Source organism: Streptomyces sp. NBC_00289, assembly GCF_041435115.1.
Classification (GTDB): Bacteria; Actinomycetota; Actinomycetes; order Streptomycetales; family Streptomycetaceae; genus Streptomyces.
This window is the reverse complement of sequence record NZ_CP108046.1, coordinates 7,722,443-7,748,904: the sequence shown is the minus strand read 5'-3', so window position 1 is coordinate 7,748,904 and position 26,462 is coordinate 7,722,443. Positions and strand designations below refer to the sequence as shown.

Sequence of the window (26,462 nt, the reverse complement as noted above, 5' to 3'; positions counted from 1 at the left end):
AGTGAGGACACATAGCCATGCTCGGCTGCCGTTCGAGGTTCACCGCCGGCGCTCTGCCCGACCCCTCGGCCGGCTGAGCCGATGCGTGCCGATCGCGTCTTCGCGTACGGCGCCGCCGCCGGCCTCCTCGCCGACCTGGTCCTCGGTGATCCGCGCCGCGGACATCCGGTCGCCGCGTTCGGCCGGGCCGCCGGTGCCGTGGAACGCCTGCTGTGGCGGGACCACCGGGGCCACGGCGTGCTGCACACCGCCGTCTGCGCCGGAAGCGCCGTCTCCCTGGCCGCCGCCGCCACTTCGCTCGTACGACCGTCCCGTACCGCCTCCGTCGCGCTGACCGCCGCCGCGACCTGGGCCGTGGTGGGCGCGACCAGCCTCCAGCGCGAGGCGCGGGCCGTCGGCCGGGCCCTGGAGGCCGGGGACGTCGAGGCCGCGCGGGCGCGGCTGCCGCATCTGTGCGGGCGCGATCCGCAGGCCCTCGACGCGGACGGGATCGCCCGGGCCGTGGTCGAGTCCGTCGCCGAGAACACCTCGGACGCGGTCGTGGGGGCGCTGGTGTGGGGCGCGTTGGGCGGTGTGCCCGGTCTCGTCGGGTTCCGGGCCGTGAACACCCTCGACGCGATGGTCGGGCACCGGTCGCCCAGATACCTGCGCTACGGATGGGCCTCCGCCCGGCTCGACGACCTCGCGGGGTGGCCGGGAGCACGGCTGACCGCCGTCCTGGCCGCCGTCGGCGGAGGGGACCCGCGGGGTGCCGTACAGGCCTGGCGTGCCGACGCCGGGAAGCACCCGAGCCCCAACGCCGGTCCCGTGGAGGCCTCGTTCGCGGGGGCACTCGGGGTGCGGCTGGGCGGGACCCTGTCGTACGGGGGGCGGGTGGAGCGGCGGCCGGTGCTGAACCAGGCGGGGCGTGCCGTGCGGGTACGGGACATCGAACGGGCCGCGCGGCTCTCCCGGCGCGTCGGTGTTCTCGCGCTCGGCGTCACCGTCGCCGCGCGGATCGCCGCCACGCGACTGCTCGTCAGGCGGACATCTGTCACGCGGACATCTGTCACGCGGATCTCTGCCACGCGGATCGTGAAGGGGCGTACGTCATGAACGGTGGTCTCCTGGTCGCCGGCACCACCTCCGACGCCGGCAAGAGCGTCGTCACCGCCGGGATCTGCCGCTGGCTGGTCCGGCAGGGGGTCAAGGTCGCGCCGTTCAAGGCGCAGAACATGTCCCTCAACTCGTTCGTGACGCGGGAGGGCGCCGAGATCGGCCGTGCGCAGGCCATGCAGGCGCAGGCGTGCCGCGTCGAGCCGACGGTGCAGATGAATCCCGTCCTGCTCAAGCCGGGCGGCGAACAGAGCAGTCAGGTCGTGCTCATGGGGCGGCCCGTGGGCGAGTTGAGTGCCCGCGGCTACCACGGAGGGCGGCAGCGGCAACTGCTGGGGACCGTGCTCGACTGTCTCGCCGAGTTGCGGGGCACGTATGACGCGGTGATCTGTGAGGGGGCCGGCAGTCCCGCGGAGATCAATCTGCGGCGCACCGACATCGTGAACATGGGCATCGCGCGGGGCGCGCGGCTGCCCGTGCTCGTCGTCGGCGACATCGACCGCGGGGGCGTGTTCGCCTCCTTCTTCGGCACGGTCGCCCTGCTGTCCCCCGAGGACCAGGAGCTCGTCGCCGGGTTCCTCGTCAACAAGTTCCGGGGGGACGTCTCGCTGCTGGAGCCGGGCCTCGACATGCTGCACGGGCTCACCGGACGGCGGACCTACGGCGTGCTGCCCTTCCGGCACGGGCTCGGCATCGACGAGGAGGACGGGCTGCGCATCTCGTTGCGCGGGACGGTCCGCGAGTCGGCCACCGCCCCACCCGTCGGCGAGGACGTCCTGCGCGTCGCCGTCTGCGCGGTCCCCCTCATGTCCAACTTCACCGACGTGGACGCGCTGGCCGCCGAACCGGGTGTCGTGGTGCGGTTCGTGGACCGGCCCGAGGAACTGGCGGACGCCGACCTCGTGGTGGTCCCGGGCACCCGGGGCACGGTCCGCGCGCTGGAGTGGCTGCGGGAGCGGGGCCTGGCCGGCGCGCTCGCGCGGCGCGCCGCCGAGGGCCGGCCGGTGCTCGGCATCTGCGGTGGCTACCAGCTGCTCGGTGAGCGCATCGAGGACGAGGTCGAGAGCCGGCGGGGGCGGGTGACGGGACTCGGACTGCTGCCCGTCCGGGTGCGGTTCGCCCGCGAGAAGACCCTCACCCGGCCCGTCGGCGAGGCCCTCGGCGAACACGTCGAGGGGTACGAGATCCACCACGGGGTCGCCGACGTCATGGGCGGAGACGCGTTCATCTCCGACGGCGAGGGGCACGGCCTGGACGGTTGCCGGGTCGGCCAGGTCTGGGGCACGCACTGGCACGGCTCCCTGGAGTCGGACGGTTTCCGGCGTGCCTTCCTGCGCGAGGTGGCGGCCGCCGCGGGCCGCCGGTTCGTACCGGCCGCCGACACCTCGTTCGCCGCGCTGCGCGAGGAGCAGCTCGACCGGCTCGGCGACCTGATCGAACAGCACGCGGACACGGACGCGCTGTGGCGGCTCATCGAGTCCGGCGCGCCGCAAGGACTGCCTTTCATTCCACCGGGAGCGCCCGCATGAGCACAGTGTTGTTGTTGTCGACCGCCGACACGGATCTGCTGGCGGCGCGTGCCTCCGGCGCCCCGTACCGGATCGGCAATCCGACCCGGATCGACGTCGCGGAGGAGCTGCCCGCGCTGATCGCGGGCGCGGACGTCGCCGTCGTACGGCTGCTCGGCGGCAAGCGGGCCTGGGAGGACGGGCTGGCCGCGCTCAGGGCGTCCGGCGTCCCGACCGTGCTGCTCGGCGGGGAGACCGTCCCGGACGCCGAGTTGATGGCCGAGTCGTCCGTGCCGGCCGGTGTCGTGGCCGAGGCGCTGCGCTATCTCGTCGAGGGCGGCCCGGAGAACCTGACGGAGCTCACCCGCTTCCTCTCCGACACCGTACTGCTGACCGGTGAGGGGTTCGACGAGCCGCGGAAGATGCCCGAGTTCGGGGTGCACGGGGAGCGCTCGTACGTCGAGGGCCGTCCCACCGTCGGCGTGCTCTTCTACCGGGCCCACCAGCTCAGCGGCAACACCGGCTTCGTGGACACGCTGTGCGAGGCGATCGAGGCGCGGGGCGCCAACGCCCTCGCCGTGTACTGCGGTTCGCTGCGCGGCGCGGACGCCGGGCTGTACGAGATCCTCGGGCGGGCCGACACCCTGGTCGCCACCGTCCTCGCCGCCGGCGGCACGCACGCCTCGCAGGCCTCGGCCGGTGGCGACGAGGAGGCCTGGGACATCGGGGCCCTCGCCGACCTCGACGTGCCCGTTCTCCAGGGTCTGTGTCTCACCTCGTCGAGGAGCGCCTGGCAGGACTCCGACGCCGCCCTGTCCCCCATGGACGCGGCGATGCAGGTCGCGATCCCGGAGTTCGACGGGCGGCTCATCACGGTGCCGTTCTCGTTCAAGGAGCAGGGACCGGACGAGGTGCCGGTGTACGTCGCCGACCCCGAGCGGGCCGCGCGGGTCGCCGGAATCGCCGTACGGCATGCCCGGTTGCGGCACAAGCCGAACGCGGAGAAGAAGCTCGCGCTCGTCTTCACCGCCTACCCGACCAAGCACTCGCGGGTCGGCAACGCGGTGGGGCTCGACACGCCCGCCTCGGCGGTGCGGGTGCTGGACGCGCTGCGCGACGCCGGGTACCTCGTCGAGGGGCACCCGGACAACGGCGACGAACTGATCCACCGGCTCATCAACGCCGGTGGCCACGACGTCGAATGGCTCACCGAGGAGCAGCTCGCCGCCGCTCCCGCGCGCGTGCCGCTCGCCGACTACCGGGCCTGGTTCGACCAGCTCGACCCCGCGCTGCGCGAGGGGATGCTCGAGGCGTGGGGCGAGCCGCCGGGCTCCCTCTACGTCGACGGGGACGACATCGTGCTGGCCTCCCTTCAGTTCGGGAACGTCGTGGTGATGATCCAGCCGCCGCGCGGCTTCGGGGAGAACCCGATCGCGATCTACCACGACCCCGACATGCCGCCCTCGCACCACTACATGGCGGCCTACCGCTGGCTGGAGGCCACGACGTCGGAGGGGGGCTTCGGCGCCGACGCGGTCGTGCACATGGGCAAGCACGGCACCATGGAATGGCTGCCGGGCAAGGGACTCGGGCTCAGCGGCGGCTGCGCGCCCGACGCCGTGCTGGGTGAACTCCCCCTCGTCTACCCCTTCATCGTCAACGACCCGGGCGAGGGCACCCAGGCCAAGCGCCGCGGGCACGCCACGGTCGTCGACCACCTCGTGCCGCCGATGGCGCGCGCGGACACCTACGGCGATCTCGCGAAGCTGGAGCAGCTCCTCGACGAGTACGCGCTCGTGTCCGACCTGGACCCGACGAAGGCCCCGGCGGTGCGCGCCCAGATCTGGACGCTGGTCAAGGCGGCCGAGCTGCATCACGACCTGCACGTGGACGACCAGCCGGACGACGGCGACTTCGACTCGTTCGTCATGCACATCGACGGCTACCTCTGCGAGATCAAGGACGTCCAGATCAGGGACGGCCTGCACGTTCTGGGCGGCGGGCCGGAGGCCGAGCCGCGGGTCAACCTGGTGCTGGCCGTGCTGCGCGCCTCCCAGGTGTGGGGCGGCACCGCGAACGCGCTGCCCGGTCTGCGGGCCTGTCTGGCCGAGCACTTCGGCCTGGTCGAGAAGGAGCTGCTCGCCGAGCCGGGCGCGCCGGTGAAGGTGCCGGTGGAGCTGACGGAACGCGTCGACGGACCGGCACGGACCGGCGCCGACGCCGTGGACCTGCTGGAGCAGCTGTGCCGGCGGTTCGCGGAGGGCATGGAGGAGCGCGGCTGGGACGCGGCGGCCGTTCCCGCGCTCGTGCGTGACGTCCTCGGCACCGAACTCCCGGACGCCGTCGCGGTCCTGGAGTTCGCCTGCCGCGAGGTCGTACCCCGCCTGGCCCGCACGACCGACGAGATCGACCACATCCTCAAGGCCCTGAACGGCGGTTACGTCCCGGCCGGGCCGTCCGGCTCGCCCACCCGCGGTCTCGTCAACGTCCTGCCGACCGGCCGCAACTTCTACTCGGTCGACCCCAAGGCCATTCCGTCCCGGCTGAGCTGGGAGGTCGGGCAGTCGCTCGCCGACTCGCTCGTACAGCGCTATCTCCAGGACACCGGCGCGTACCCGAAGTCCGTCGGCCTGACGGTCTGGGGCACCTCCGCCATGCGCACCCAGGGCGACGACATCGCCGAGATCCTGGCGCTGCTGGGCTGCCGGCCCGTGTGGGACGACGCCTCGCGCCGGGTGACCGGCTTCGCGATCGTGCCCCTGGCGGAGCTCGGCCGGCCGCGCATCGACGTCACGGTCCGTATCTCCGGGTTCTTCCGGGACGCGTTCCCGCACGTCGTCGGGCTGATCGACGACGCGGTCCGGGCGGTGGCCGAGCTGGACGAGCCCGCCGAGCAGAACCACGTCCGGGCCCACGCCGACGCCGACACCGCCGAGCACGGCGACCGGCGGCGGGCGACCGCCCGTATCTTCGGCTCCAAGCCGGGCGCGTACGGCGCCGGGCTGCTGCCGCTGATCGACGCCCGCAACTGGCGCTCCGACGCCGACCTCGCCGAGGTGTACGCGGTGTGGGGCGGCTACGCCTACGGGCGCGGGCTCGACGGGCGGGCGGCGCGCGGGGACATGGAGACCGCGTTCAAGCGCATCGCGGTCGCCGCGAAGAACGTCGACACCCGCGAGCACGACCTGGTGGACGCCGACGACTACTTCCAGTACCACGGCGGCATGGTCGCGATGGTCCGGCACCTGACCGGCGCCTCCCCCGAGGCGTACGTGGGCGACTCGGCCGTCCCCGACCAGGTCAGGACCCGCACACTGGGCGAGGAGACCCACCGCGTCTTCCGCGCCCGCGTCGTCAACCCGCGCTGGATGGCGGCGATGCGGCGGCACGGCTACAAGGGCGCCTTCGAGATGGCGGCGACCGTCGACTACCTCTTCGGCTACGACGCCACGGCCGGGGTCGTGGACGACTGGATGTACGAGAAGCTCAGCGCCGAGTACGTCTTCGACGCGGAGAACCAGGACTTCATGAAGAAGTCCAACCCGTGGGCCCTGCGCGGCATCACGGAGCGCCTCCTGGAGGCCGCCGAGCGCGGGCTGTGGGCGGAACCGGACGCGGACACCCTGGAACGGCTGCGGGCCACGTACCTGGAGCTGGAAGGCGACCTGGAGGGCGACCAGAAGTGAGTACCCCCTTTCCGTTCACGGCCGTCGTCGGCCAGGACGACCTGCGGCTCGCGCTGCTGCTGAACGCCGTCTCGCCCGCCGTCGGCGGTGTGCTGGTGCGCGGCGAGAAGGGCACCGCCAAGTCCACGGCGGTACGCGCCCTTTCGGCCCTCCTGCCGCAGGTGGAGGTCGTCTCCGGGTGCCGGTTCTCCTGCGACCCCGCCTCCCCCGACCCGGCCTGCCCGGACGGTCCGCACGAGCCCGGGGCCTTCGAGTCCCGGCCCTCCCGCATGGTGGAACTGCCCGTCGGCGCCTCCGAGGACCGGCTCGTCGGCGCCCTCGACATCGAGCGGGCGCTCGCCGAGGGCGTGAAGGCTTTCGAGCCCGGGCTGCTGGCCGCCGCGCACCGCGGCATCCTGTACGTCGACGAGGTCAACCTGCTCCACGACCACCTGGTCGACCTGCTTCTCGACGCGGCCGCGATGGGCGCGTCGTACGTGGAACGCGAGGGCGTCTCCGTACGGCACGCCGCCCGGTTCCTGCTCGTCGGCACCATGAACCCCGAAGAGGGCGAGCTGCGGCCGCAGTTGCTCGACCGGTTCGGGCTGACCGTCGAGGTGGCGGCCTCCCGGGAGCCCGACCAGCGGGTGGAGGTCGTACGGCGGCGGCTCGCCCACGACGACGACCCCGACGCGTTCGCCGCCCGGTGGGCGCAGGAGGAGACCGCCGTCCGGGCGCGGATCGTGGCGGCGCGGGAACTGCTGCCGTCGGTGCGGCTGGGCGACGGGGCGCTCCGGCAGATCGCGGCGACCTGTGCCGCGTTCGAGGTGGACGGCATGCGGGCCGACATCGTGATGGCCCGTACGGCGACCGCGCTGGCCGCCTGGGCCGGGCGCACCGACGTGCTCGCCGAGGACGTACGGCAGGCCGCGCTGCTCGCGCTGCCGCACCGGAGGCGGCGCAATCCCTTCGACGCGCCGGGCCTCGACGAGGACAAGCTCGACGAGACGCTGGAGCAGTACGCGGAGCCCGAGGACGACGACCCGGGCCCCGACGGACCCGGCGGGGGCGGCGGGCAGCCGCCCGCACCGGACTCCGAGGGCCCCGAAGGCCCCCAGGGCGGTGACACGGGCGCGCGTCCCGAGGCCGGCGAGGGCGGCGAACCGCAGCCCTCCGGCGCGGGCTCCGGCGACCAGCAGCCGGTGCGCGCCGCCGAGCCGTTCCGCACCAGGGTGCTGAGCGTTCCCGGTCTCGGCGAGGGCGCCGCCGGACGGCGGTCGCGGGCGCGGACCGAGCAGGGGCGGACCACGGGGGCGCGACGGCCCCGGGGGGCGCTCACCAAGCTGCACCTGGCGGCGACCGTGCGGGCCGCGGCGCCGCATCAGCGGGCCCGGGGGCGGTCCGGGCCGGGGCTCGTCGTACGCCGGGACGACCTGCGGCAGGCCACCCGGGAGGGCCGCGAGGGCAACCTCGTGCTCTTCGTGGTGGACGCCTCCGGGTCGATGGCGGCACGGCAGCGGATGAGCGCCGTGAAGGGCGCCGTGGTGTCGCTGCTCCTCGACGCGTACCAGCGGCGGGACAAGGTGGGTCTGGTGACCTTCCGGGGGTCGGCCGCCGACCTCGCGCTGCCGCCGACCTCCTCGGTCGACGCGGCGGCGGCCCGGCTGGAGTCCCTGCCGACCGGCGGCCGGACGCCGCTGGCGGCCGGGCTGCTCAAGGCGCACGACGTACTGCGGGTGGAACGCCTGCGCGATCCCGCGCGGCGGGCGCTCGTGGTGGTGGTGACCGACGGGCGGGCCACCGGCGGGCCGGAGCCGGTCGCGCTGGCCGGGCGGGCGGCGCGGCTGTTCGCGGCCGACCAGGTCGCCTCCGTGGTCGTGGACTGCGAGTCGGGGCCGGTGCGGCTGGGTCTCGCGGGGCGGCTCGCGGGTGAGCTGGGCGGTACGGCGGTGACGCTGGAGGAGCTGCGGGCGGACTCGATCGCCGGGCTGGTCAGGGACGTTCAGGGCGACAGGAGGGCCGCGTAATGCCGCAGGGACAGCCGAGTGTGGTGCCGGACGACGGCCTGACGACCCGTCAACGGCGGAACCGTCCGCTGGTCGTCGTGCACACCGGGGTCGGCAAGGGAAAGTCGACCGCCGCCTTCGGGCTCGCGCTGCGGGCCTGGAACCAGGGCTGGCCGATCGGGGTGTTCCAGTTCGTCAAGTCGGCCAAGTGGAAGGTCGGAGAGGAGCGGGCGCTGCGCGTGCTCGGCGACTCCGGCGAGGGCGGGTCGGTCGCCTGGCACAAGATGGGCGAGGGCTGGTCGTGGGTGCAGCGCGACGCGCAGATGGACAACGAGGACAAGGCGCGCGAGGGCTGGGAGCAGGTCAAGCGGGACCTGGCCGCCGAGACGTATCAGCTGTACGTGCTCGACGAGTTCGCCTACCCCATGCACTGGGGCTGGATCGACACGGATGAGGTCGTCGCGGTGCTGCGGGACCGGCCGGGCACCCAGCACGTGGTGATCACCGGGCGGAACGCGCCCGCGAAGCTCCTCGACGTCGCCGACCTGGTGACCGACATGTCGAAGGTCAAGCACCCCATGGACGCCGGCCAGAAGGGCCAGAGGGGCATCGAGTGGTGACGTCCTCCTCCGTGCCCCGGCTGGTCGTCGCCGCGCCCTCCTCGGGCAGCGGCAAGACCACCGTGGCCACGGGGCTGATGGCCGCGTTCGCCGGGCGGGGGCTCTCGGTGTCCCCGCACAAGGTCGGGCCGGACTACATCGACCCCGGGTACCACGCGCTCGCCACCGGGCGGGCCGGGCGCAACCTCGACGCGTACCTGTGCGGGCCGGAGCTGGTCGGTCCGCTGTTCCTGCACGGGTCCCGCGGCTGTGACATCGCCGTCGTCGAGGGAGTGATGGGGCTGTACGACGGGGCCGCCGGGGAGGGCGAACTGGCGTCCACCGCCCAGGTGGCGAAGCTGCTGCGGGCGCCGGTGGTGCTGGTCGTGGACGCGTCCTCGCAGTCCCGGTCGGTCGCCGCGCTCGTGCACGGGTTCGCGTCCTGGGATCCGGAGGTGCGGATCGGGGGCGTGATCCTCAACAAGGTCGCTTCCGACCGGCACGAGGAGTTGTTGCGGGACGCGCTGGACTCGGCCGGGGTGCCGGTGCTGGGTGTGCTGCGGCGGGTGGAGCAGGTGGCGACGCCTTCGCGGCATCTGGGGCTGGTGCCGGTCGCCGAGCGGCGGGCTGAGGCCGTGGAGGCTGTCGCCGCGATGGCCGCGCAGGTCTCCGACGGGTGCGATCTCGATGCGCTGGCGGCGCTGGCGGCCGGTGCGGGTGCGTTGTCCTGCGCGGCTTGGGACGCGGCCGAGGCGCTGGGTGTCTCGCCCCCGCCGCCCCTTCCCTTCCCGTCCCCGGGGGCTGCGCCCCCAGACCCCCGCTGTCGGCCCGAAGCGCCTCGTCCTCAGACGCCGGACGGGCTGGGAACGGCTGCGAGGCCACGTCCTCAGGTTCCCCCCAACGGGCTGAGAATAGCCATTGCCGGTGGGCCCGCCTTCACCTTCTCCTACGCCGAGCATGCCGAGCTGCTGGCCGCCGCCGGGGCCGAGGTCGTCACCTTCGATCCGCTCCGCGACGAGCAACTGCCCGACGGAACGGCCGGGTTGGTCATCGGCGGTGGCTTTCCGGAGGTGTACGCGGCCGAGCTGTCGGCCAACGAGCCGCTGCGCAAGGCCGTCACGGCCCTCGTGGAGACCGGCGCGCCCGTCGCCGCCGAGTGTGCCGGGCTGCTGTACCTGTGCCGGGAGCTCGACGGGCAGCCCATGTGCGGGGTGCTCGACGCCGGCGCGCGGATGACCGGACGGCTCACGCTCGGGTACCGGGACGCGGTCGCCGTGAGCGACAGTGTCCTCGCCGTCGCGGGGACGCGGATGCGCGGGCACGAGTTCCACCGGACGGTGGTGGAGCCGGGGGCCGGAGAGGTCGCCGCCTGGGGTGTGCGAACACCGGCGCGGCGACTGGAGGGTTTTGTACAGCGAGGTGTGCACGCGAGTTATCTGCACACGCACTGGGCCGGCCAGCCCGGTGTCGCCCGTCGGTTCGTGGAGAGGTGCCGGACGTCATGAGCAGCAGGCTGATCGGAGTCGGGGTCGGGCCCGGTGACCCCGAGCTGGTGACCGTCAAGGGCGTCAACGCCCTGCGCGCCGCCGAGGTGGTCGTCGTCCCCGTGATGGCCGCGGCCGACGGGACGGACGGAGGTGAGCCCGGGCGGGCCGAGGCGACCGTGCTGCACTACGTGCCCGGGGAGAAGGTCGTCCGGATCGTGTTCGCGCTCAACGAGCGCAGCGACCGGGCGCGCCGGGAGGCCGCGTGGGACGCGGCCGGCCGGCGGGTCGCGCAGTTGCTCAGGGACCGTGGGTCCGTCGCCTTCGCGACGATCGGCGACCCCAACGTCTACTCGACCTTCACCTATCTCGCGCAGACCATCGCCGAGCTGGTACCGGGCACCGTCGTGGAGACGGTGCCCGGGATCACGGCCATGCAGGATCTCGCGGCCCGCTCGGGCGCCGTCCTGACCGAGGGGACCGAGCCGCTCACCCTGGTGCCGGTGACGGCGGGCGCCTCGGTGCTCAAGGACGCGTTGAACGGGCCCGGGACCGTCGTCGCCTACAAGTTCGGGCGGCAGGCCCGCGAGGTGGCCGAGGCGTTGCGGGAGACCGGGCGGATCGACGACGCCGTGTGGGGCTCGGCGCTCGGCCTCGCGGAGGAGTCCATCCGGCCGGCCGCCGAGCTCGACGACGCCGCCCTGCCGTACCTCTCGACGCTCATCGCGCCCGCCCGGCGCGGCGGCGGGCGGGGCGGCAAGCTGTGACCGCCCGCCGGTCATCCGGCGAGGCCCACCACCAGCCAGATGAACCCGACGCCCGCCACCGTGCACAGCACCGTGGAACGGGCCGGGTGTTCGTGGTGGGCCTCGGGCAGGATCTCGGCGGCGGCGAGGTAGAGGAGCGCGCCGCCGAACAGGCCGAGATAGCCGCCGAGCAGCTGCTCCGGGATGGTGAAGAACAGGGTGGAGGCCGCGCCCACCATCGGCGCCACGGCGTCCGCGAACAGCATCGCGAGCGCCTTGCGGCGGGCGTTCCCGTACAGGCTCGTGATCGTGTACGTGTTGAAGCCGTCCGCGAAGTCGTGGGCGACCACGGCGAGGGCGACCGCGGTGCCCATGCCGCCGCCGACCTGGAACGCGGCGCCGATCGCCACACCGTCCATGGCGCTGTGGCCGACCATCGCGGCCGCCGCCGTCAGCCCCACCTCCGGCGCCCGGTCGTCACGGGAGCGGCCGGCCGTGGGAACGGTCTCCTCGCCGCCGTGCGCGACCTGCTGGACGGCCAGCAGACGTTCCACCAGATGGGCCAGCAGGAAGCCGCCCACGAACAGCAGCAGCGCCGCCGGTACGCCGAAGACCTCGGTGCCGGCCGCCTCCAGCGCCTCCGGCAGCAGATCCAGGCCGACCACGCCCAGCATCAGGCCACCGGCAAGGCCGAGGACCAGGTGACGGCGGTCGGTCACACGCTGTGCCGTCCAGCCGCCGGCCAGCGTCATCAGGAACGCGCCGAGCGCGACGAGGACCGCCATACGCCCTTGCTATCCGATCGGAGCCCCTTCACGCACATCCGGCACCGACTTCCGCACCACCCGTAACGCCTCGCAATACCGCACAGAACCCCGCAAACCCATGCGAAATGCCGTAAGACCTTTGCTAGAGAGGACCGTTCCCATGGCCGATGCCCCCGCCGGCAAGGTGACCTTCGTCGGTGCCGGCCCCGGCGCCGCCGATCTGCTGACGTTCCGTGCCGCGCGTGCCATCGCCGAGGCCGACGTCGTGATCTGGGCCGCCAGTCTGGTCCAGGCGGAGGTCCTCGAGCACGCGCGCGAGGGCGCCGAGATCCTCGACTCGGCGACCATGTCCCTGGAGGACGTCGTCGCCGTGTACCGGCGCGCCCGCGAGACGGGGCTGCGGGTGGCCCGGATCCACTCCGGCGACCCGGCGCTGTGGGGCGGCACGCAGGAACAGCTCGACCGGTGCGCGGAACTCGGCGTCGAGACGGAGGTGGTCCCCGGCGTCTCCGCCTTCTCCGCCGTCGCCGCCCTCGTGCAGCGCGAGCTGACCATTCCCGAGGTGGCGCAGTCGGTGATCCTCACCCGGCTCGGCGGCGGCAAGACGCCGATGCCGCCCGGGGAGGAGGTCCGCGAGTTCGCCAAGCACGGCACGACCATGGCGCTGTTCCTGTCGGCCGCCCGCAGCGGACAGCTGGTGCGGGAGCTGCTGGAGGGCGGCTACCCGACGGACACGCCGGTCGTCGTCGCCTATCAGGCGACCTGGCCGGAGGAGCTGGTCGTGCGGTGCACGATCGCCACGCTGGAGGAGACGGTCAAGGAGCACAAGCTCTGGAAGCACACGCTCTTCCTGGTCGGCCCCGCCCTCGGGGCGCACGGCACCCGTTCGCACCTCTACCACCCCGGCCACTTCCACGGGTACCGCAAGGCCGACCCGGAGGCCCGCAGGGCCCTGCGCGCGCGGGGTGCGAGCACATGATCACGGTCGTCGGTACGGGGACGGGGGCGCCGGTCGCCGCGGAGGCGCTGGGCGGGGCCCGGCTGGTGGTGGGCGGCCGGCGGCATCTGGCGGCCGCCGCGCTGCCGGAGGGGGCGGAGCGCGTCGTCCTCGGGCCGCTCGCTCCGGCACTGGACACCATCGAGCGGTATCTGGACAAGCGGGAACCGGTCGTCGTGCTGGCCTCCGGGGACCCCGGGTTCTTCGGGATCGTGCGGGTGCTGGCGGAGCGGTTCGGGGCGGACCGGCTGGACGTGCGGCCCGGGGTGTCCTCCGTCGCCGCCGCCTTCGCACGGATCGGACTGACCTGGGACGACGCCGTGGTGGTCAGCGCGCACGGGCGGGATCTGCGCACGGCCGTCAACGTGTGCCGGGCCCGGCCGAAGGTCGCGGTCCTGACGGGGCCGGGGGCTGGACCCGCGGAGCTCGGTGCCGCGCTCGCCCGCGCCTCCGGCGGGCGGGTCCTGGTCGTCGCCTCCGCGCTGGGCGACCCCGGGCACGAACGCGTCGAGCGGGTGTCGCCGGCCGCGGCCGCCGCCCGTGACTGGGGCACGGGCGTGAACGTGGTGCTCTGCCTGGACGAGACGCGGGCGCCGGGTGGCGTCCGCACGGTCGCGGGCCTGCCGCCCGGTCCCGCCGGATGGGCCCTGGACGAGGCCGAGTTCACCCACCGCGACTCGATGATCACCAAGTTCGAGGTGCGGGCGCTGGCGCTGGCCCGGCTCGGCCCCCGGCCGGGCGACCTGGTCTGGGACGTGGGGGCCGGCTCCGGGTCCGTGGCGGTCGAGTGCGCGCGGCTCGGCGCCGCCGTCACCGCGGTCGAGAAGACCCGGGACGGTGTCGAGCGGATCCGGGCCAACGCGGCCGCCCACGGGGTGGACGTGCGAGCCGTGCACGGGGCGGCGCCCACCGTGCTGTCCGACCTCGACGACCCCGACGCCGTGTTCGTCGGCGGCGGAGGACGTGAACTGCCCGCGATCGTCACGGCGTGCGCGCGGCGGGCACGGCGAACCGTCGTGGTCGCCCTGGCCGCGCTCGACCGGGTGCCGGCCGTGCGCGAGGCGCTGACCTGCGCCGGATTCGCCTGCGACGGGGTGCTGTTGCAGTCGTCCCGGCTCGCGCCGCTGCCGGGTGACGTGACCCGGCTCGCGGCGACCAATCCCGTTTTCCTGCTGTGGGGCGTCAGACCCCCGGCGAGTACCGACAGCAAAGGAGTTGCTCAGTGATCGGCCTCATTTCCGCCACCGTGGCGGGGGCGGCTGCGCGGGACCGGCTGGCCGCCGCGTGGCCCTCCCGGACCAGGGTGTACGACGGCCCGGTCGGGGACGCCGTACGGCGGGCGTTCGCCGAGTGTGAGCAGCTCGTGTGCTTCCTCGCCACCGGCGCGGTCGTACGGCTCGTGGCCCCCCTGCTGGCCGACAAGGCGTCCGACCCGGGTGTGGTGTGCGTCGACGAGGGCGGCCGGTTCGCCGTGTCGCTGGTGGGCGGGCACGCGGGAGGCGCCAACGAACTCGCCCTGGAGGTAGGCGAGTTGCTGGGAGCCGAGCCCGTGGTGACGACGGCGACGGACGCCGTGGGGGTGCCGGGCCTGGACACGCTGGGGCTTCCGGTCGAAGGGGATGTCGCCGGGGTCTCCCGGGCCATGCTCGACGGCGAACCGGTGGCGCTGAAGGCGGAGTCGGCCTGGCCGCTGCCCCCGCTGCGGGTCACGGACGCGGGAACGTACGCGATCCGCGTGACGGACCGTCTCGTCGAGCCCGCCGCGCACGAGGTCGTGCTCCGGCCGCCCACGCTCGTCGTCGGCGTCGGCGCCTCCAAGGGCGCCCCGGCCGACGAGGTGCTCGCGCTGATCGAGGGGGCGTTGCGGGACGCGGGGCTGTCCGCCCGCAGCGTGGCCGAGCTCGCCACCGTCGACGCCAAGGCCGGGGAGCCCGGCATCGTGGAGGCCGCCGCGCGCCTGGGCGTACCCCTCGTCACCCACTCCGCGGAGCGGTTGTCGGAGGTCGAGGTGCCCAACCCCTCCGCCGCGCCGCTGGCCGCCGTCGGCACGCCGTCCGTCGCGGAGGCCGCCGCGCTGGTACGGGGCGGAGAACTCCTCGTCCCCAAGCGCAAGTCGGCCGCGAGTCCCGCGATGGCGACCTGTGCCGTCGTACGCCGGCCGGCCCGCGGGCGGCTCGCGGTCGTCGGGCTCGGCCCCGGCGCCCGGGACCTGCTGACGCCCCGCGCGAAGGCGGAACTGCGACGCGCCTCCGTGCTCGTCGGCCTCGACCAGTACGTCGACCAGATCCGCGACCTGCTGCGGCCCGGCACCCGCGTCCTGGAGTCCGGGCTCGGCGCCGAGGAGGAGCGGGCCCGAACGGCCGTCGCGGAGGCGCGGAAGGGTCAGGCCGTGGCGCTGATCGGCAGCGGGGACGCGGGCGTGTACGCCATGGCCTCCCCCGCGCTCGCCGAGGCCTCCGACGACATCGACGTGATCGGGGTGCCCGGGGTCACCGCCGCGCTCGCGGCCGCCGCGATCCTCGGCGCCCCGCTGGGTCACGACCACGTGTCGATCAGCCTGTCCGACCTGCACACACCCTGGGAGGTCATCGAGCGGCGGGTGCGGGCGGCGGCCGAGGCGGACATCGTCGTGACGTTCTACAACCCGCGCAGCCGGGGCCGGGACTGGCAGCTGCCGAAGGCGCTCGCGATCCTCGCGGAACACCGGGAGCCGACGACGCCGGTCGGGGTCGTACGCAACGCGTCACGTCCGGACGAGTCGGGGCGGCTGACCACACTGGCCGGCCTCGACCCGACGACGGTCGACATGATGACGGTCGTGACGGTGGGCAACACCGCGACCCGGGACATCGCGGGGCGCATGGTGACCCCGCGCGGCTACCGCTGGCAGGAATCGCAGGAGGGCGCCCAGTGAACCGTGTGGTCCATCCCATCGAGCAGGAGTCCTTCCGGCGGCTGCGCGCCCGCCTGGACACCTCGCACTTCCCGCCGCTGACCCGGGCCGTCGTGGAGCGGGTCGTGCACTCCGCGGCCGACCTCGACTACGCGACCGACCTGGTCATCGACGAGGGTGTGCTGGAGAAGGCGCACAGGGCCCTGCACGAGGGGGCGCCCGTCGTCGTGGACGTGGAGATGGTCGCGGCCGGGATCACCCGGCGCGAGACCGTCTGCCGGCTCAGGGACGCCAGGTCCGGGCCGGGGCTGACCCGTTCGGCCCACGCGATCCGCCTCGCGTACGAGGAGGTCGGCCCCGGCGCGCTCTGGGTGATCGGCTGCGCCCCGACCGCGCTGGAGGAGCTGCTGACCCTCGACGCCTCCCCCGCACTCGTCATCGGCCTGCCCGTCGGCTTCGTCGGCGCGGCCGAGTCCAAGGCCGCGTTGCGCGAGAGCGGACTGCCCGCCGTGAGCAACGTGTCCGAGAAGGGTGGCTCGGCGGTCGCCGCCGCCGCACTCAACGCCCTGCTGTACACCACCGCTTCGCCTGCCGAGCGCTCGAATACCTCCGAGGAGACATCGTGACCACCCCGCCGCCCGCCCTGCTCATCGCCGGCCACGGCACCCGGGACGAGGCCGGGGCCGAGGCGTTCCGCGCCTTCGTGCGGGAGCTGGCGCTGCGCCGTCCCGAACTGCCCGTCGCGGGCGGCTTCATCGAGCTGTCCCCGCCGCCGCTCGGCGAGGCCGTCGCCGAACTGGTGGAGCGGGGCGTACGGCGGTTCGCCGCCGTGCCGCTGATGCTGGTGTCCGCCGGGCACGCCAAGGGGGACATCCCGGCGGCGCTCTCCCGCGAGCAGGAGCGCCACCCCGGGATCTCCTACACGTACGGGCGTCCGCTGGGCCCGCACCCGTCGCTGCTGTCCGTCCTGGAACGGCGGCTGGACGAGGCGCTGGGCGGCGGCACGCGGACGCCCGCCGACCGGGCCGACGTGACCGTGCTGCTGGTCGGGCGCGGCTCGACCGACCCGGACGCCAACGCCGAGGTGCACAAGGCGGCGCGGCTGCTGTGGGAGGGGCGCGGGTACGCGGGCGTGGAGACGGCGTTCGTGTCGCTGGCCGCGCCGGACGTGCCGAGCGGTCTGGACCGGTGCCTGAAGCTGGGCGCGCGGCGGATCGTCGTCCTGCCGTACTTCCTGTTCACGGGCATCCTGCCGGAGCGGGTCCGGCAGCAGACCGACGGCTGGGCGGCCGCGCATCCGGAGGTCGAGGTGCGGTCCGCGGACGTGATCGGCCCGGAGCCCGAACTGCTCGACCTGGTGATGGAGCGGTACGAGGAGGCGGTGCGGGGCGACCTGCGGATGAACTGCGACTCCTGTGTGTACCGCATCGCGCTGCCCGGCTTCGAGGACAAGGTGGGCCTGCCGCAGCAGCCGCACTTCCACCCCGACGACGAGGGCCACCAGCACGGTCATCACCACGGACACGGCCACGCCCACTCCCATGCGCACTGAGGACCCCGGCACGGGCGGCCACGACCTGCGCCACCACGGTGACGCCGAGGTCCGCGACGACGGCTCGGCGCTCGTCGACCTCGCCGTGAACGTCCGCGCGGACACGCCCCCGGAGTGGCTGCGCGAGCACGTCGCCGCGTCGCTGACCTCGCTGGCGGCCTACCCCGACGGGCGCTCCGCGCGGGCCGCGGTGGCGGCGCGGCACCGGCTGCCGGTGGAGCGGGTGCTGCTGACGGCGGGCGCGGCCGAGGCCTTCGTGCTGCTCGCCCGGGCGCTGAAGGTACGGCGGCCGGTGGTCGTGCACCCGCAGTTCACCGAGCCGGAGGCGGCGCTGCGGGACGCCGGGCACTCGGTCGGCCGGGTGCTGCTGCGGGCACAGGACGGTTTCCGGCTGGATCCGGCGGCCGTCCCCGAGGACGCCGACCTGGTCGTGCTGGGCAATCCCACGAACCCGACGTCCGTCCTGCACCCGGCCGCCGCCGTCGCTCGACTCGCGCGTCCCGGGCGGACGTTGGTGGTCGACGAGGCGTTCCTGGACGCGGTGCCCGGCGAGCGGGAGGCGCTGGCCGGGCGGACGGACGTGCCCGGACTCGTCGTCCTGCGCAGCCTGACGAAGACGTGGGGGCTGGCCGGGCTGCGGATCGGGTACGTGCTGGCCGACCCGGAGACGATCGCCGCGCTGGAGCGGGCGCAGCCGCTGTGGCCGGTGTCCACCCCGGCGCTCGCGGCGGCCGAGGCGTGCATGGGGCCGCGGGCGCTGGCGGAGGCCGCGCACGCGGCCCACCGCGTCGCCGCGGACCGGGCCCATCTGGTCGCGGGACTCGCCGAGTTCGCCTCGGACGGGCTGCGGATCGTGGAGCCGGCCGAGGGCCCCTTCGTCCTCGTGGGGCTCCCCCGGGCCGCCGCCGTGCGCCGCCATCTGCGTGACCTCGGCTTCGCGGTCCGCCGCGGGGACACCTTCCCGGGACTGGGCGAGGACTGGCTGCGGCTTGCGGTCCGGGACCGGACCACGGTCAACTCGTTCCTCCAGGCGCTGGACCGGGCCGTGACACTGGCCCATCGCTGATCCGGGGCACCGTCTCCCGGGTGCCGTCCGGAAAGCGGATCTCCACGTCGCCGTCGACACCGACCACCGCACTCGCTCCCGTGACCAGGACGTGCGGGTCGCCGGTGAGACGGTGGCGGCCGCCGTACGCGAGGTGGTCTCGGTCTTCGACAGGTCGAGCCGCACCTCGCCGACACCGGGCACCCTGACGTCGGTCGGGCCGCCCGCGGTCAGCGTCACCTTCTTGCCGAGCACCGTCACAGAGCCCGGCAGGTTCGCGGCGGCGACCGGCGTCCGGCCGGCCGCGCAGGTCGCCGTGGACCTGACCGCCCCGATCTCGACGACTGACAGCAGCGGCAGACCGGGAACGTGGAGCGCGGCATGGGCCAGCCGGGTGGACGCCTCGGCCCGGTCGCCGGTGACCGTCGCCCTCGCCTCGGCCACGTCGGCGCGCAGCACGCTGAACGCCCTGCCCCCGTCGACGCCGTCCAACTGGGCGGTCAGCGCGGTCTTTTCGGCGCTCCGCGCCCCACCGCCCTCAGCTCACGACCTTCCCGTCGAGCACCACCCGCCGTGGCGCCGCGAGCACCCGCACGTCGGCCCGCGGGTCGCTCTCGTAGACCACCAGATCGGCCGGTGCCCCCTCGTCCAGGCCAGGGCGGCCGAGCCACTCGCGCGCGCCCCAGGTCGTCGCCGAGAGGGCCTCCTGAGCCGGGATGCCCGCCGTGACCAGTTCCGCGACCTCGGCCGCGACCAGACCGTGCGGAAGGGTGCCGCCCGCGTCCGTGCCGACGAAGACCGGGATGCCGGCGTCGAAGGCCGCGCGGACCGTGTCGTAGCGGCGTTCGTGGAGCCGCCGGATGTGGGCCGACCAGCGGGGGTACCTGGCCCGGCCGCCGTCGGCGAGCTTCGGGAAGGTCGCGATGTTGACCAGGGTCGGGACGATGGCGACGCCGCGTTCGACGAAGAGGGGGATCAGTTCCTCCGTCAGGCCCGTCGCGTGTTCGACGCAGTCGATGCCGGCCTCGACCAGGTCACGCAGGGAGTCCTCGGCGAAGCAGTGCGCGGTGACCCGGGCGCCGAGGCGGTGCGCCTCCGCGATCGCCGCCCGCGAGGCGTCCGCGGGCCAGCAGGCCGACAGGTCGCCGAGGTCCCGGTCGATCCAGTCGCCCACCAGCTTGACCCAGCCGTCGCCGCGCCGGGCCTCCCGGGCGACGTACGCGACCAGGTCGTCCGGCTCGATCTCGTGCGCGTATCCCCGGATGTATCGGCGGGTGCGGGCGATGTGCCGCCCGGCCCGGATGATCCGGGGGAGGTCCTCGCGGTCGTCGGTCCAGCGGGTGTCGGAGGGTGAGCCCGCGTCGCGGATGAGCAGGGTGCCCGCTTCCCGGTCGGTGAGCGCCTGCTTCTCCGCCGTCGCGTCGTCGACGGGGCCGTGGGCGCCGAGGCCCACGTGGCAGTGGGCGTCGACGAGGCCGGGGAGGGCCCAGCCCTCGACGGTCCGGACGTCGCGGGTCCCGGCGGGACGGTCGTAGGAGATCCGGCCGTCGACGACCCACACCTCGTCGCGGACGTCCTCGGGCCCGACGAGGACCCGACCCTTCATGTGCAGAACCAGGTCATCGCTCATGCCCCGCACCTTAGTGAGCTACTTCTCGGGGCCGCCCACCTGGTCCGAGGTCTCCTCCTCCACCTCCGCCATCGCCGGGTCGAGGAGGCGGGAGAGGAAGTGGCGGGTGCGTTCGTGGCGCGGGTCGCCGATGACCTGGCCGGGTGCGCCGTCCTCGACGATCACCCCGCCGTCCATGAAGACCACCCGGTCGGCGACCTCACGGGCGAAGGACATCTCGTGGGTGACGACCATCATCGTCATGCCCTCGTGCGCGAGCCTGCGCATCACGGCGAGGACGTCGCCGACCAGTTCGGGGTCGAGCGCGGAGGTCGGCTCGTCGAACAGCATCACCTCGGGGCCCATCGCCAGCGCGCGGGCGATGGCGACGCGCTGCTGCTGCCCGCCGGAGAGGGAGGCGGGGTAGGCGTCCGCCTTCTCCGACAGGCCGACCCGCTCCAGGTTCTCGGCGGCCACCTTGGCCACCTCCGCCTTGCCGCGCCGCAGCACCCGGCGCTGCGGCAGGGTGAGGTTCTCGGTGACCGTCAGGTGCGGGAAGAGGTTGAACTGCTGGAAGACCATGCCGATCCGGCGGCGTACGGCGTCGATGTCGACGTCCGGGTCGGTGAGTTCGGTGCCGCCGACGAAGACCTGGCCCTTGGTGGGTTCCTCCAGGAGGTTCACACAGCGCAGCAGCGTCGACTTGCCGGAGCCGGACGGCCCGATGACGCAGACGACCTCGCCCTGGCCGATCTCCAGGTCGATGCCGCGCAGCACCTCGTTGTCGCCGAACGACTTGTGCAGGCCGCGTACGTGGATCTCTGCGGTACCGCTCACTTGGTGGCCTCCCCGGCCTTGGCCTCCATGCGGCGCACGACGAAGCCGAGCGGGATCGTGACCAGCAGGTAGCACAGGCCCGCGACCAGGATCGGCGTGGAGTTGGCGGTCGTACTGGCCAGGTCGCGGCCGTACTTGGACAGTTCGCGTTCCTCCAGCGTGACGCCGAGGAACAGCACCAGCGAGGAGTCCTTGAAGAGCAGGACGAGTTCGTTGGTGAGCGGCGGGAGGATGATCCGGAACGCCTGCGGGATGATGATCGAGATCATCGCCCGGCCGGGCGAGAAGCCCAGCGAACGGGCCGCCTCCAACTGCCCCTTGGGCACCGCCTGGATGCCCGCGCGGATCGTCTCGGCCATGTAGGCGGCCGCCACCAGGCCGAGCGCGAGGGCGACCTTGCCGTAGGTGCCGCCGACGATCTCCGTGCCCGGGAAGGCCAGCGGCACCGCCACGCCGATGAAGATGAAGATCAGCAGGGCGGGCAGTCCCCGGAAGATCTCGATGTAGATCCCGGCGAGCCAGCGGTAGGGCCCCACCGACGACAGCCGCATCAGCGCGACGAGCATGCCGAGGGCCAGGCCGACGGCGAAGCCGGACACGGTGTAGAGGACGGTGTTCTTCAGCGCCAGCGTGATGACGTCCGGGAACATCTGCTTCGCGATGGCCCACTGCGCGAACTGGTTCTTCAGCCGCCCCCAGTCCGCGGAGACCGCGAAGGCGATCACCGCGGCGACGAAGACCACGTACTGGGCGCCGCGCGACAGGCTCCGCTTCTGCCGCCGGGTCAGTCCCTGCTTCTTCGGCTGGACCGGTGCGTCCGTGTCGGCCATGGGTCAGGACGCCGAGGGGGAGGCGGCGGAGGCGTCGTACGGGCCGATCCACTTCTCGTAGAGCTTCTTGTACGTGCCGTCGGCCTTGGCCTCGGTGATCGCCTTGTTGACGGCCGCGAGCAGCTTGGTGTTGCCCTTCTTCACCGTGAAGCCGTACTGCTCACCGGTGTTGAGGTTGTCCACGACCTTGAAGGCGTCGGCGTTGGCCTTGTTCTTCAGCCAGCCCTGGACGACCGGGTAGTCGATGACGACGGCCTTGACCTGGCCGGCGCGCAGGCCGTTGAGGACGGCGTCGGAGGACTCGAAGGAGACCGGGTCGAAGCCCTGCTTCTGGACGTACTCCTCGCCGGTGGTCTGCGCCTGGGCGCCGATCTTGGCGTTCTTGGCCTTGGCGTCGGCGAGGGAGGTGATCCCGCTCTTGCGGTCGACCAGGACGGCCTGGGTGGCGTCGAAGTACGGGTCGGAGAAGTCGACGTTCTTCTTGCGTTCCTCGGTGATGGTCATGCCGGCCGCGGCCAGATCGCACTCACCGGAGTTCAGGAAGGCGCCGGTCTTGAAGTTCTCGAACGGCGTGTCGAGGACGGTCTGCTTCACGCCCAGGTCCTTGGCGACCAGGTCGATCAGGGAGACGTCGAAGCCCTGCACCTTGCCGTCGATCTCCGACTGGAAGGGCGGGTAGGGCAGGTGGGTGCAGGTGGTGAGCTGCCCGCCCTTGACCAGCTCGACCCCACCGGCGGCGGTCTTCGAGCCGCTGCCGCCGTCGCCGCTGGAGGTGCAGCCGGAGACGGTGACGGCCACGAGCGCCAGCCCGGCCGTCGCGGTGGTGGCGGCCAGGACGCGGGTCCGGCGCCCGGGGATCGTGTTCACGGGGGAGCCTCCTGTGTGGGAACTGTGGGTTCCGATTATAAGGAGAAGTTTGAGACCCTCAAACCAAACTGATGGCTTCGAGGCCGTCCGGCCTAAGAAGTCGCCGGTCGGAAGGGGCCCGGGAGTCTCCGGCTACCCTCAACCGCAGTCGACAACCGCGAGCGAAGAGAGCACCGCCGTGACCCACCCCCTCCTCGACCTGCCCCCGCTGAGCGCCGCGCGCTTCGCCTCGATCGAGGACCGCGTGGCACGGCTGCTGAGCACCGAGCAGGACGTCGTGATCACCCAGGGCGAGGCGCTGCTCCCGCTGGAGGGCGCGATCCGCTCCGCGGCCGGACCGGGCACCACGGCGTTGAACGTCGTCACCGGCCCCTACGGGCAGACCTTCGGGAACTGGCTGCGCGACTGCGGCGCGCGCGTGATCGACCTCGCGGTGCCCTTCCACACCGCGGTCACCGCCGAGCAGATCCGCGAGGCGTTCACCGAGCACCCGGAGATCGACTTCGTCTCCCTGGTGCACGCGGAGGCGGCGACCGGAAACACCAATCCGGTCGCGGAGATCGGCGAGGTGGTGCGGCGGCACGGTGCGCTGTTCTACCTCGACGCCGTCGCCTCCGTCGGGGCCGAGCCGGTGCTGACGGACGCGTGGGGCGTGGACCTGTGCGTGATCGGGGCGCAGAAGGCGATGGGCGGTCCGGCCGGTGTGTCGGCGGTGTCGGTGAGCGGGCGGGCGTGGGCACGGATGGCCGCGAACCCCGGTGCGCCGCGCCGGTCGTACCTCTCGCTGCTGGACTGGAAGGAGCGGTGGACCGACGCCGGCCGCACAGCGCTGCCGCACGCGCCGGCCCAGCTGGAGATGCTGGCACTGGAGGCCTGCGTCGAGCGCATCGAGAAGGTGGGCCTGCGGGCGGTGATGGACCGGCACGCGGCGGCCGCGGCGGCGGCCCGGGCGGGCGCGCGGGCGCTGGGCGGGGGGCTGGAGCCGTATGTGCGCCGGGACGCGGAGGCGGCGCCGGTCGCCACGACCCTGCGGGCGCCGTCGGATGCCGACGCGTCGGAACTGGTGGCATGGGCCCTGGAGACGGATCCCGGCCTGCCGCTGGCCGCGGGCGGCGGCGCGCTGGCCTCGGAGATGATCCGGGTCAACCACTACGGGGCCGACGCCACCGTGGACGTGGTGCGGGGCTGCCTGGCGGCGCTCGGCGACGCGCTGGCCCGAAAGGGGCTGACCGTGGACGTGGACGCGGCGCTGCGGGCCGCGACAGAGGGTTCCCGGCGGTAAGGGATGACGGGGGCGCCGGCCCCGAACGTGGGACGGGCCGACAAAAGCCGAGCCGAATGCACGGATAATTCGGACCCAATTCTCGCGTAATTCCTGAATTAATTCACGTGTAGTTTCCCAGGTTCTTCTGCCCGCTTTTTTTCGTCCTAAACGCAAAGATTCTGCGAACGAAAACAGGCGCGATTCGGGCAGATCTCATGGAGGTTACACGGCTGTGACGCGTTGCACAGCGCGTCCGAATCGCACCTTATCTGGGTATCAAAACGCCCCATAACTCCGCCCGCGCCCACGTGATATCACATGCCCTGCCGGAAAGTAACCCCATCCGGCCATGCATTTTTCAATTCCCATCGGTAAATTCAATCCGCATGACTGCCACGCAAGCAGACCTGCAGATCGACCGCCCGACGGTGGCCGACGGAGCCGCGCTGTGGCGGATAGCAAGGGATTCGAAGACCCTCGACCTGAACTCGTCGTACAGCTATCTGCTGTGGTGCCGTGACTTCGCCGCCACCTCCGCCGTCGCGCGTGACGAGCACGGCGAGCCGGTCGGGTTCGTCACCGGCTACGTACGGCCGGAACGCCCGTGGACCCTGCTCGTCTGGCAGGTGGCGGTGGACCCGGCGTACCGCGGGCGCGGGCTCGCCGCCGCGCTGCTGGACGGGCTGGCCCTGCGGACCGTCGTCGAGTGCGGGATCACCACCGTCGAGACCACCATCACGCCCGGCAACACCGCCTCCGAGCGCCTGTTCGCCTCGTTCGCCGAGCGCCACGGCGCCCGGGTCGAGCACGAGGTCCTGTTCGAGGCGGACGCCTTCCCCGACGGACCGCACAACTCCGAGGTGCTTCACCGCATCGGCCCCCTCTCTCTCACTCCCTCTGCATGACCCCCCACGCGACGAGGAGCGATTTCGTGACCATCACCCAGCCCGACCTCAGCGTCTTCGAGACCCTGGAGTCCGAGGTGCGCAGCTACTGCCGCGGCTGGCCCACCGTCTTCGACCGCGCGCAGGGCAGCCGCATGTACGACGAGGACGGCCACGAGTACCTGGACTTCTTCGCGGGGGCCGGCTCACTCAACTACGGCCACAACAACCCGGTACTGAAACGGGCGTTGATCGACTACCTGGAGCGGGACGGCGTCACGCACGGGCTCGACATGTCGACCACCGCCAAGCGCGGCTTCCTGGAGTCCTTCCAGAACCTGGTGCTGCGGCCGCGTGACCTGCCGTACAAGGTCATGTTCCCGGGGCCGACGGGCACCAACGCCGTGGAGGCGGCGCTCAAGCTGGCGCGGAAGGTGAAGGGACGCGAGGCGATCGTGTCGTTCACCAACGCCTTCCACGGCATGTCGCTGGGCTCGCTCGCGGTGACCGGCAACGCCTTCAAGCGGGCCGGCGCGGGCATCCCGCTGGTGCACGGCACCCCGATGCCGTTCGACAACTACTTCGACGGGCAGGTGCCGGACTTCCTCTGGTTCGAGCGCCTGCTGGAGGACCAGGGCTCCGGCCTCAACAAGCCCGCCGCCGTCATCGTGGAGACCGTGCAGGGCGAGGGCGGCATCAACGCCGCGCGCGCCGAGTGGCTGCGCGCCCTGGCCGGACTGTGCGAGCGCCAGGACATGCTGCTCATCGTCGACGACATCCAGATGGGGTGCGGCCGCACCGGGGCCTTCTTCTCCTTCGAGGAGGCCGGGATCGTGCCCGACATCGTCACCGTGTCCAAGTCGATCAGCGGGTACGGGCTGCCCATGTCCCTGTGCCTGTTCAAGCCGGAGCTGGACATCTGGGAGCCGGGCGAGCACAACGGCACCTTCCGCGGCAACAACCCCGCGTTCGTCACGGCCACCGCCGCCCTGGAGACGTACTGGGCGGACGGGTCCGCGATGGAGAAGCAGACCCGCACCCGCGGGGAGCAGGTCGAACAGGCCCTCATCTCCATCACCGAGGAGAACCTCGCCGACGTGAAGGAGTACCGGGGGCGCGGGCTCGTGTGGGGCCTGGAGTTCCACGACAAGGCACGGGCCGGCCGGGTGGCGCAGCGTGCCTTCGAACTCGGGCTGCTCATCGAGACGTCGGGCCCGGAGAGCGAGGTCGTCAAGCTGCTCCCGGCGCTCACCATCTCGCCGGCCGAGCTGGACGAGGGCATGAGCGTCCTCGCCCGTGCGGTGCGCGAGACCGCCTGAGCCACCGGGCGGCCAGGACCGTCCGACAGACGTCCGGGCCGGACCGCCCGTCCCGGACACACCATCCAGCCGAGGAGGCATCGCAGCACCGTGATCGTCCGTTCGTTCAAGGAGATCGAAGGCACCGACCGGCACGTCAGGGCCGAATCCGGCACCTGGGAGAGCAAACGCATCGTCCTCGCGAAGGAACGGGTCGGCTTCTCGCTGCACGAGACGATCCTGTACGCGGGTACGGAGACGTCCATGTGGTACGCGAACCACATCGAGGCCGTCGTGTGCGTCGAGGGCGAGGCCGAACTCACCGACGACGAGACCGGGCAGAAGTACACCATCACGCCCGGCACCATGTACCTCCTCGACGGGCACGAGCGGCACACGATGCGGATCAAGGAGGACTTCCGCTGCATCTGTGTGTTCAACCCGCCCGTGACCGGCCGGGAGGACCACGACGCGAACGGCGTCTACCCCCTGCTCACCGAACCCGAGGAGGTGTGA

At 73.1% G+C, this 26,462-nt stretch carries 22 protein-coding genes and 1 pseudogene; 17 read left to right on the top strand and 6 right to left on the bottom strand.

Annotated elements, in window-relative coordinates; translation table 11 throughout:
* Window positions 1–81 precede the first annotated feature (81 nt).
* From OG985_RS35035 to cobI, 7 genes are read left to right on the top strand one after another with little or no spacing between them, the layout of a single operon-like run.
* Entirely contained in the window at window positions 82–1,095 is a 1,014-nt protein-coding gene (locus OG985_RS35035; RefSeq protein WP_371672375.1) for a cobalamin biosynthesis protein, read from the top strand.
* Window positions 1,092–2,624: a cobyric acid synthase gene (locus tag OG985_RS35030; protein WP_371672374.1), complete on the top strand. Its 1,533-nt coding sequence runs from the start codon at window positions 1,092–1,094 to the stop codon at window positions 2,622–2,624. The genes OG985_RS35035 and OG985_RS35030 overlap by 4 nt, the downstream gene beginning before the upstream one ends.
* Window positions 2,621–6,289, top strand: a complete 3,669-nt coding sequence (gene cobN / locus OG985_RS35025) for a cobaltochelatase subunit CobN (protein ID WP_371672373.1) — start codon at window positions 2,621–2,623, stop codon at window positions 6,287–6,289. Before OG985_RS35030 ends, cobN begins: the two co-directional genes overlap by 4 nt.
* Window positions 6,286–8,295: a putative cobaltochelatase gene (locus OG985_RS35020; protein ID WP_371672372.1), complete on the top strand. Its 2,010-nt coding sequence runs from the start codon at window positions 6,286–6,288 to the stop codon at window positions 8,293–8,295. The genes cobN and OG985_RS35020 overlap by 4 nt, the downstream gene beginning before the upstream one ends.
* The gene (gene cobO, locus OG985_RS35015; protein WP_371672371.1) at window positions 8,295–8,894 is read left to right on the top strand and encodes a cob(I)yrinic acid a,c-diamide adenosyltransferase; all 600 of its coding nucleotides are present in this window, start codon (window positions 8,295–8,297) and stop codon (window positions 8,892–8,894) included. Before OG985_RS35020 ends, cobO begins: the two co-directional genes overlap by 1 nt.
* Window positions 8,888–10,378 carry a cobyrinate a,c-diamide synthase gene (locus OG985_RS35010; protein WP_371672370.1) on the top strand — a complete coding sequence of 497 codons (1,491 nt, stop codon included), beginning with the start codon at window positions 8,888–8,890 and terminating at the stop codon, window positions 10,376–10,378. Before cobO ends, OG985_RS35010 begins: the two co-directional genes overlap by 7 nt.
* Window positions 10,375–11,124 (top strand): precorrin-2 C(20)-methyltransferase, encoded by a 750-nt coding sequence (gene cobI, locus OG985_RS35005; protein ID WP_371672369.1) that lies wholly within the window; start codon window positions 10,375–10,377, stop codon window positions 11,122–11,124. The genes OG985_RS35010 and cobI overlap by 4 nt, the downstream gene beginning before the upstream one ends.
* An 11-nt stretch (window positions 11,125–11,135) precedes the next feature.
* On the opposite strand, the gene OG985_RS35000 is transcribed toward cobI, so the two are convergent.
* Entirely contained in the window at window positions 11,136–11,888 is a 753-nt protein-coding gene (locus OG985_RS35000) for a ZIP family metal transporter (RefSeq protein WP_371672368.1), read from the bottom strand.
* A 142-nt stretch (window positions 11,889–12,030) separates the two neighbouring features.
* Between OG985_RS35000 and cobM the strand changes: the two genes are divergently transcribed.
* Genes cobM through cobC form a run of 6 tightly spaced genes read left to right on the top strand, consistent with a single transcriptional unit; the run spans window position 12,031 to window position 18,378 of the window.
* Window positions 12,031–12,849, top strand: a complete 819-nt coding sequence (gene cobM / locus OG985_RS34995) for a precorrin-4 C(11)-methyltransferase (RefSeq protein WP_371672367.1) — start codon at window positions 12,031–12,033, stop codon at window positions 12,847–12,849.
* Window positions 12,846–14,093, top strand: a complete 1,248-nt coding sequence (gene cbiE, locus OG985_RS34990) for a precorrin-6y C5,15-methyltransferase (decarboxylating) subunit CbiE (protein ID WP_371672366.1) — start codon at window positions 12,846–12,848, stop codon at window positions 14,091–14,093. Before cobM ends, cbiE begins: the two co-directional genes overlap by 4 nt.
* Window positions 14,090–15,781, top strand: coding sequence for a precorrin-3B C(17)-methyltransferase (gene cobJ, locus OG985_RS34985; protein ID WP_371672365.1), 1,692 nt, complete (start codon window positions 14,090–14,092; stop codon window positions 15,779–15,781). Before cbiE ends, cobJ begins: the two co-directional genes overlap by 4 nt.
* On the top strand, window positions 15,778–16,386 hold the full coding sequence (locus OG985_RS34980) for a precorrin-8X methylmutase (protein ID WP_371672364.1): 609 nt from the start codon (window positions 15,778–15,780) through the stop codon (window positions 16,384–16,386). The genes cobJ and OG985_RS34980 overlap by 4 nt, the downstream gene beginning before the upstream one ends.
* Window positions 16,383–17,312, top strand: coding sequence for a sirohydrochlorin chelatase (locus OG985_RS34975; protein ID WP_371672363.1), 930 nt, complete (start codon window positions 16,383–16,385; stop codon window positions 17,310–17,312). The genes OG985_RS34980 and OG985_RS34975 overlap by 4 nt, the downstream gene beginning before the upstream one ends.
* Window positions 17,302–18,378 carry an Rv2231c family pyridoxal phosphate-dependent protein CobC gene (gene cobC, locus OG985_RS34970; RefSeq protein ID WP_371672362.1) on the top strand — a complete coding sequence of 359 codons (1,077 nt, stop codon included), beginning with the start codon at window positions 17,302–17,304 and terminating at the stop codon, window positions 18,376–18,378. Before OG985_RS34975 ends, cobC begins: the two co-directional genes overlap by 11 nt.
* Before the next feature lie 111 nt (window positions 18,379–18,489).
* On the opposite strand, the pseudogene OG985_RS34965 reads toward cobC, so the two are convergent.
* The 5 genes and pseudogenes from OG985_RS34965 to OG985_RS34945 form a co-directional block, all read right to left on the bottom strand.
* Window positions 18,490–18,882: pseudogene (locus OG985_RS34965) on the bottom strand (SCO1860 family LAETG-anchored protein); the annotation flags it as partial.
* A gap of 13 nt (window positions 18,883–18,895) precedes the next feature.
* On the bottom strand, window positions 18,896–19,987 hold the full coding sequence (locus OG985_RS34960) for an amidohydrolase family protein (RefSeq protein ID WP_371672361.1): 1,092 nt from the start codon (window positions 19,985–19,987) through the stop codon (window positions 18,896–18,898).
* Window positions 19,988–20,005: 18 nt separating this feature from the next.
* Window positions 20,006–20,803 (bottom strand): amino acid ABC transporter ATP-binding protein, encoded by a 798-nt coding sequence (locus OG985_RS34955; RefSeq protein ID WP_371672360.1) that lies wholly within the window; start codon window positions 20,801–20,803, stop codon window positions 20,006–20,008.
* The gene (locus OG985_RS34950) at window positions 20,800–21,633 is read right to left on the bottom strand and encodes an amino acid ABC transporter permease (RefSeq protein ID WP_371672359.1); all 834 of its coding nucleotides are present in this window, start codon (window positions 21,631–21,633) and stop codon (window positions 20,800–20,802) included. Before OG985_RS34950 ends, OG985_RS34955 begins: the two co-directional genes overlap by 4 nt.
* Window positions 21,634–21,636: 3 nt before the next feature.
* Window positions 21,637–22,500: a transporter substrate-binding domain-containing protein gene (locus OG985_RS34945; RefSeq protein ID WP_371672358.1), complete on the bottom strand. Its 864-nt coding sequence runs from the start codon at window positions 22,498–22,500 to the stop codon at window positions 21,637–21,639.
* A gap of 178 nt (window positions 22,501–22,678) precedes the next feature.
* Between OG985_RS34945 and OG985_RS34940 the strand changes: the two genes are divergently transcribed.
* The 4 genes from OG985_RS34940 to OG985_RS34925 all read left to right on the top strand — a co-directional run bounded on the left by OG985_RS34940 (window position 22,679) and on the right by OG985_RS34925 (window position 26,462).
* Entirely contained in the window at window positions 22,679–23,782 is a 1,104-nt protein-coding gene (locus OG985_RS34940) for an alanine--glyoxylate aminotransferase family protein (RefSeq protein WP_371672357.1), read from the top strand.
* A gap of 368 nt (window positions 23,783–24,150) precedes the next feature.
* The gene (gene ectA / locus OG985_RS34935; RefSeq protein WP_371672356.1) at window positions 24,151–24,669 is read left to right on the top strand and encodes a diaminobutyrate acetyltransferase; all 519 of its coding nucleotides are present in this window, start codon (window positions 24,151–24,153) and stop codon (window positions 24,667–24,669) included.
* Window positions 24,670–24,695: 26 nt separating this feature from the next.
* Window positions 24,696–25,967, top strand: a complete 1,272-nt coding sequence (ectB, locus tag OG985_RS34930; RefSeq protein WP_371672355.1) for a diaminobutyrate--2-oxoglutarate transaminase — start codon at window positions 24,696–24,698, stop codon at window positions 25,965–25,967.
* A 90-nt stretch (window positions 25,968–26,057) separates the two neighbouring features.
* Window positions 26,058–26,462, top strand: a complete 405-nt coding sequence (locus OG985_RS34925) for an ectoine synthase (RefSeq protein ID WP_371672354.1) — start codon at window positions 26,058–26,060, stop codon at window positions 26,460–26,462.

Coding starts and splice junctions, on each gene's coding strand:
- OG985_RS35000 (WP_371672368.1), bottom strand. CDS start 11,888: ATGGCGGTCCTCGTCGCGCTCGGCGCGTTCCTGATGACGCTGGCCGGC.
- OG985_RS34950 (WP_371672359.1), bottom strand. CDS start 21,633: ATGGCCGACACGGACGCACCGGTCCAGCCGAAGAAGCAGGGACTGACC.
- cobC (WP_371672362.1), top strand. CDS start 17,302: ATGCGCACTGAGGACCCCGGCACGGGCGGCCACGACCTGCGCCACCAC.
- cobO (WP_371672371.1), top strand. CDS start 8,295: ATGCCGCAGGGACAGCCGAGTGTGGTGCCGGACGACGGCCTGACGACC.
- OG985_RS34960 (WP_371672361.1), bottom strand. CDS start 19,987: ATGAGCGATGACCTGGTTCTGCACATGAAGGGTCGGGTCCTCGTCGGG.
- cobN (WP_371672373.1), top strand. CDS start 2,621: ATGAGCACAGTGTTGTTGTTGTCGACCGCCGACACGGATCTGCTGGCG.
- ectA (WP_371672356.1), top strand. CDS start 24,151: ATGACTGCCACGCAAGCAGACCTGCAGATCGACCGCCCGACGGTGGCC.
- cobM (WP_371672367.1), top strand. CDS start 12,031: ATGGCCGATGCCCCCGCCGGCAAGGTGACCTTCGTCGGTGCCGGCCCC.
- OG985_RS35035 (WP_371672375.1), top strand. CDS start 82: ATGCGTGCCGATCGCGTCTTCGCGTACGGCGCCGCCGCCGGCCTCCTC.
- OG985_RS35030 (WP_371672374.1), top strand. CDS start 1,092: ATGAACGGTGGTCTCCTGGTCGCCGGCACCACCTCCGACGCCGGCAAG.
- cbiE (WP_371672366.1), top strand. CDS start 12,846: ATGATCACGGTCGTCGGTACGGGGACGGGGGCGCCGGTCGCCGCGGAG.
- cobI (WP_371672369.1), top strand. CDS start 10,375: ATGAGCAGCAGGCTGATCGGAGTCGGGGTCGGGCCCGGTGACCCCGAG.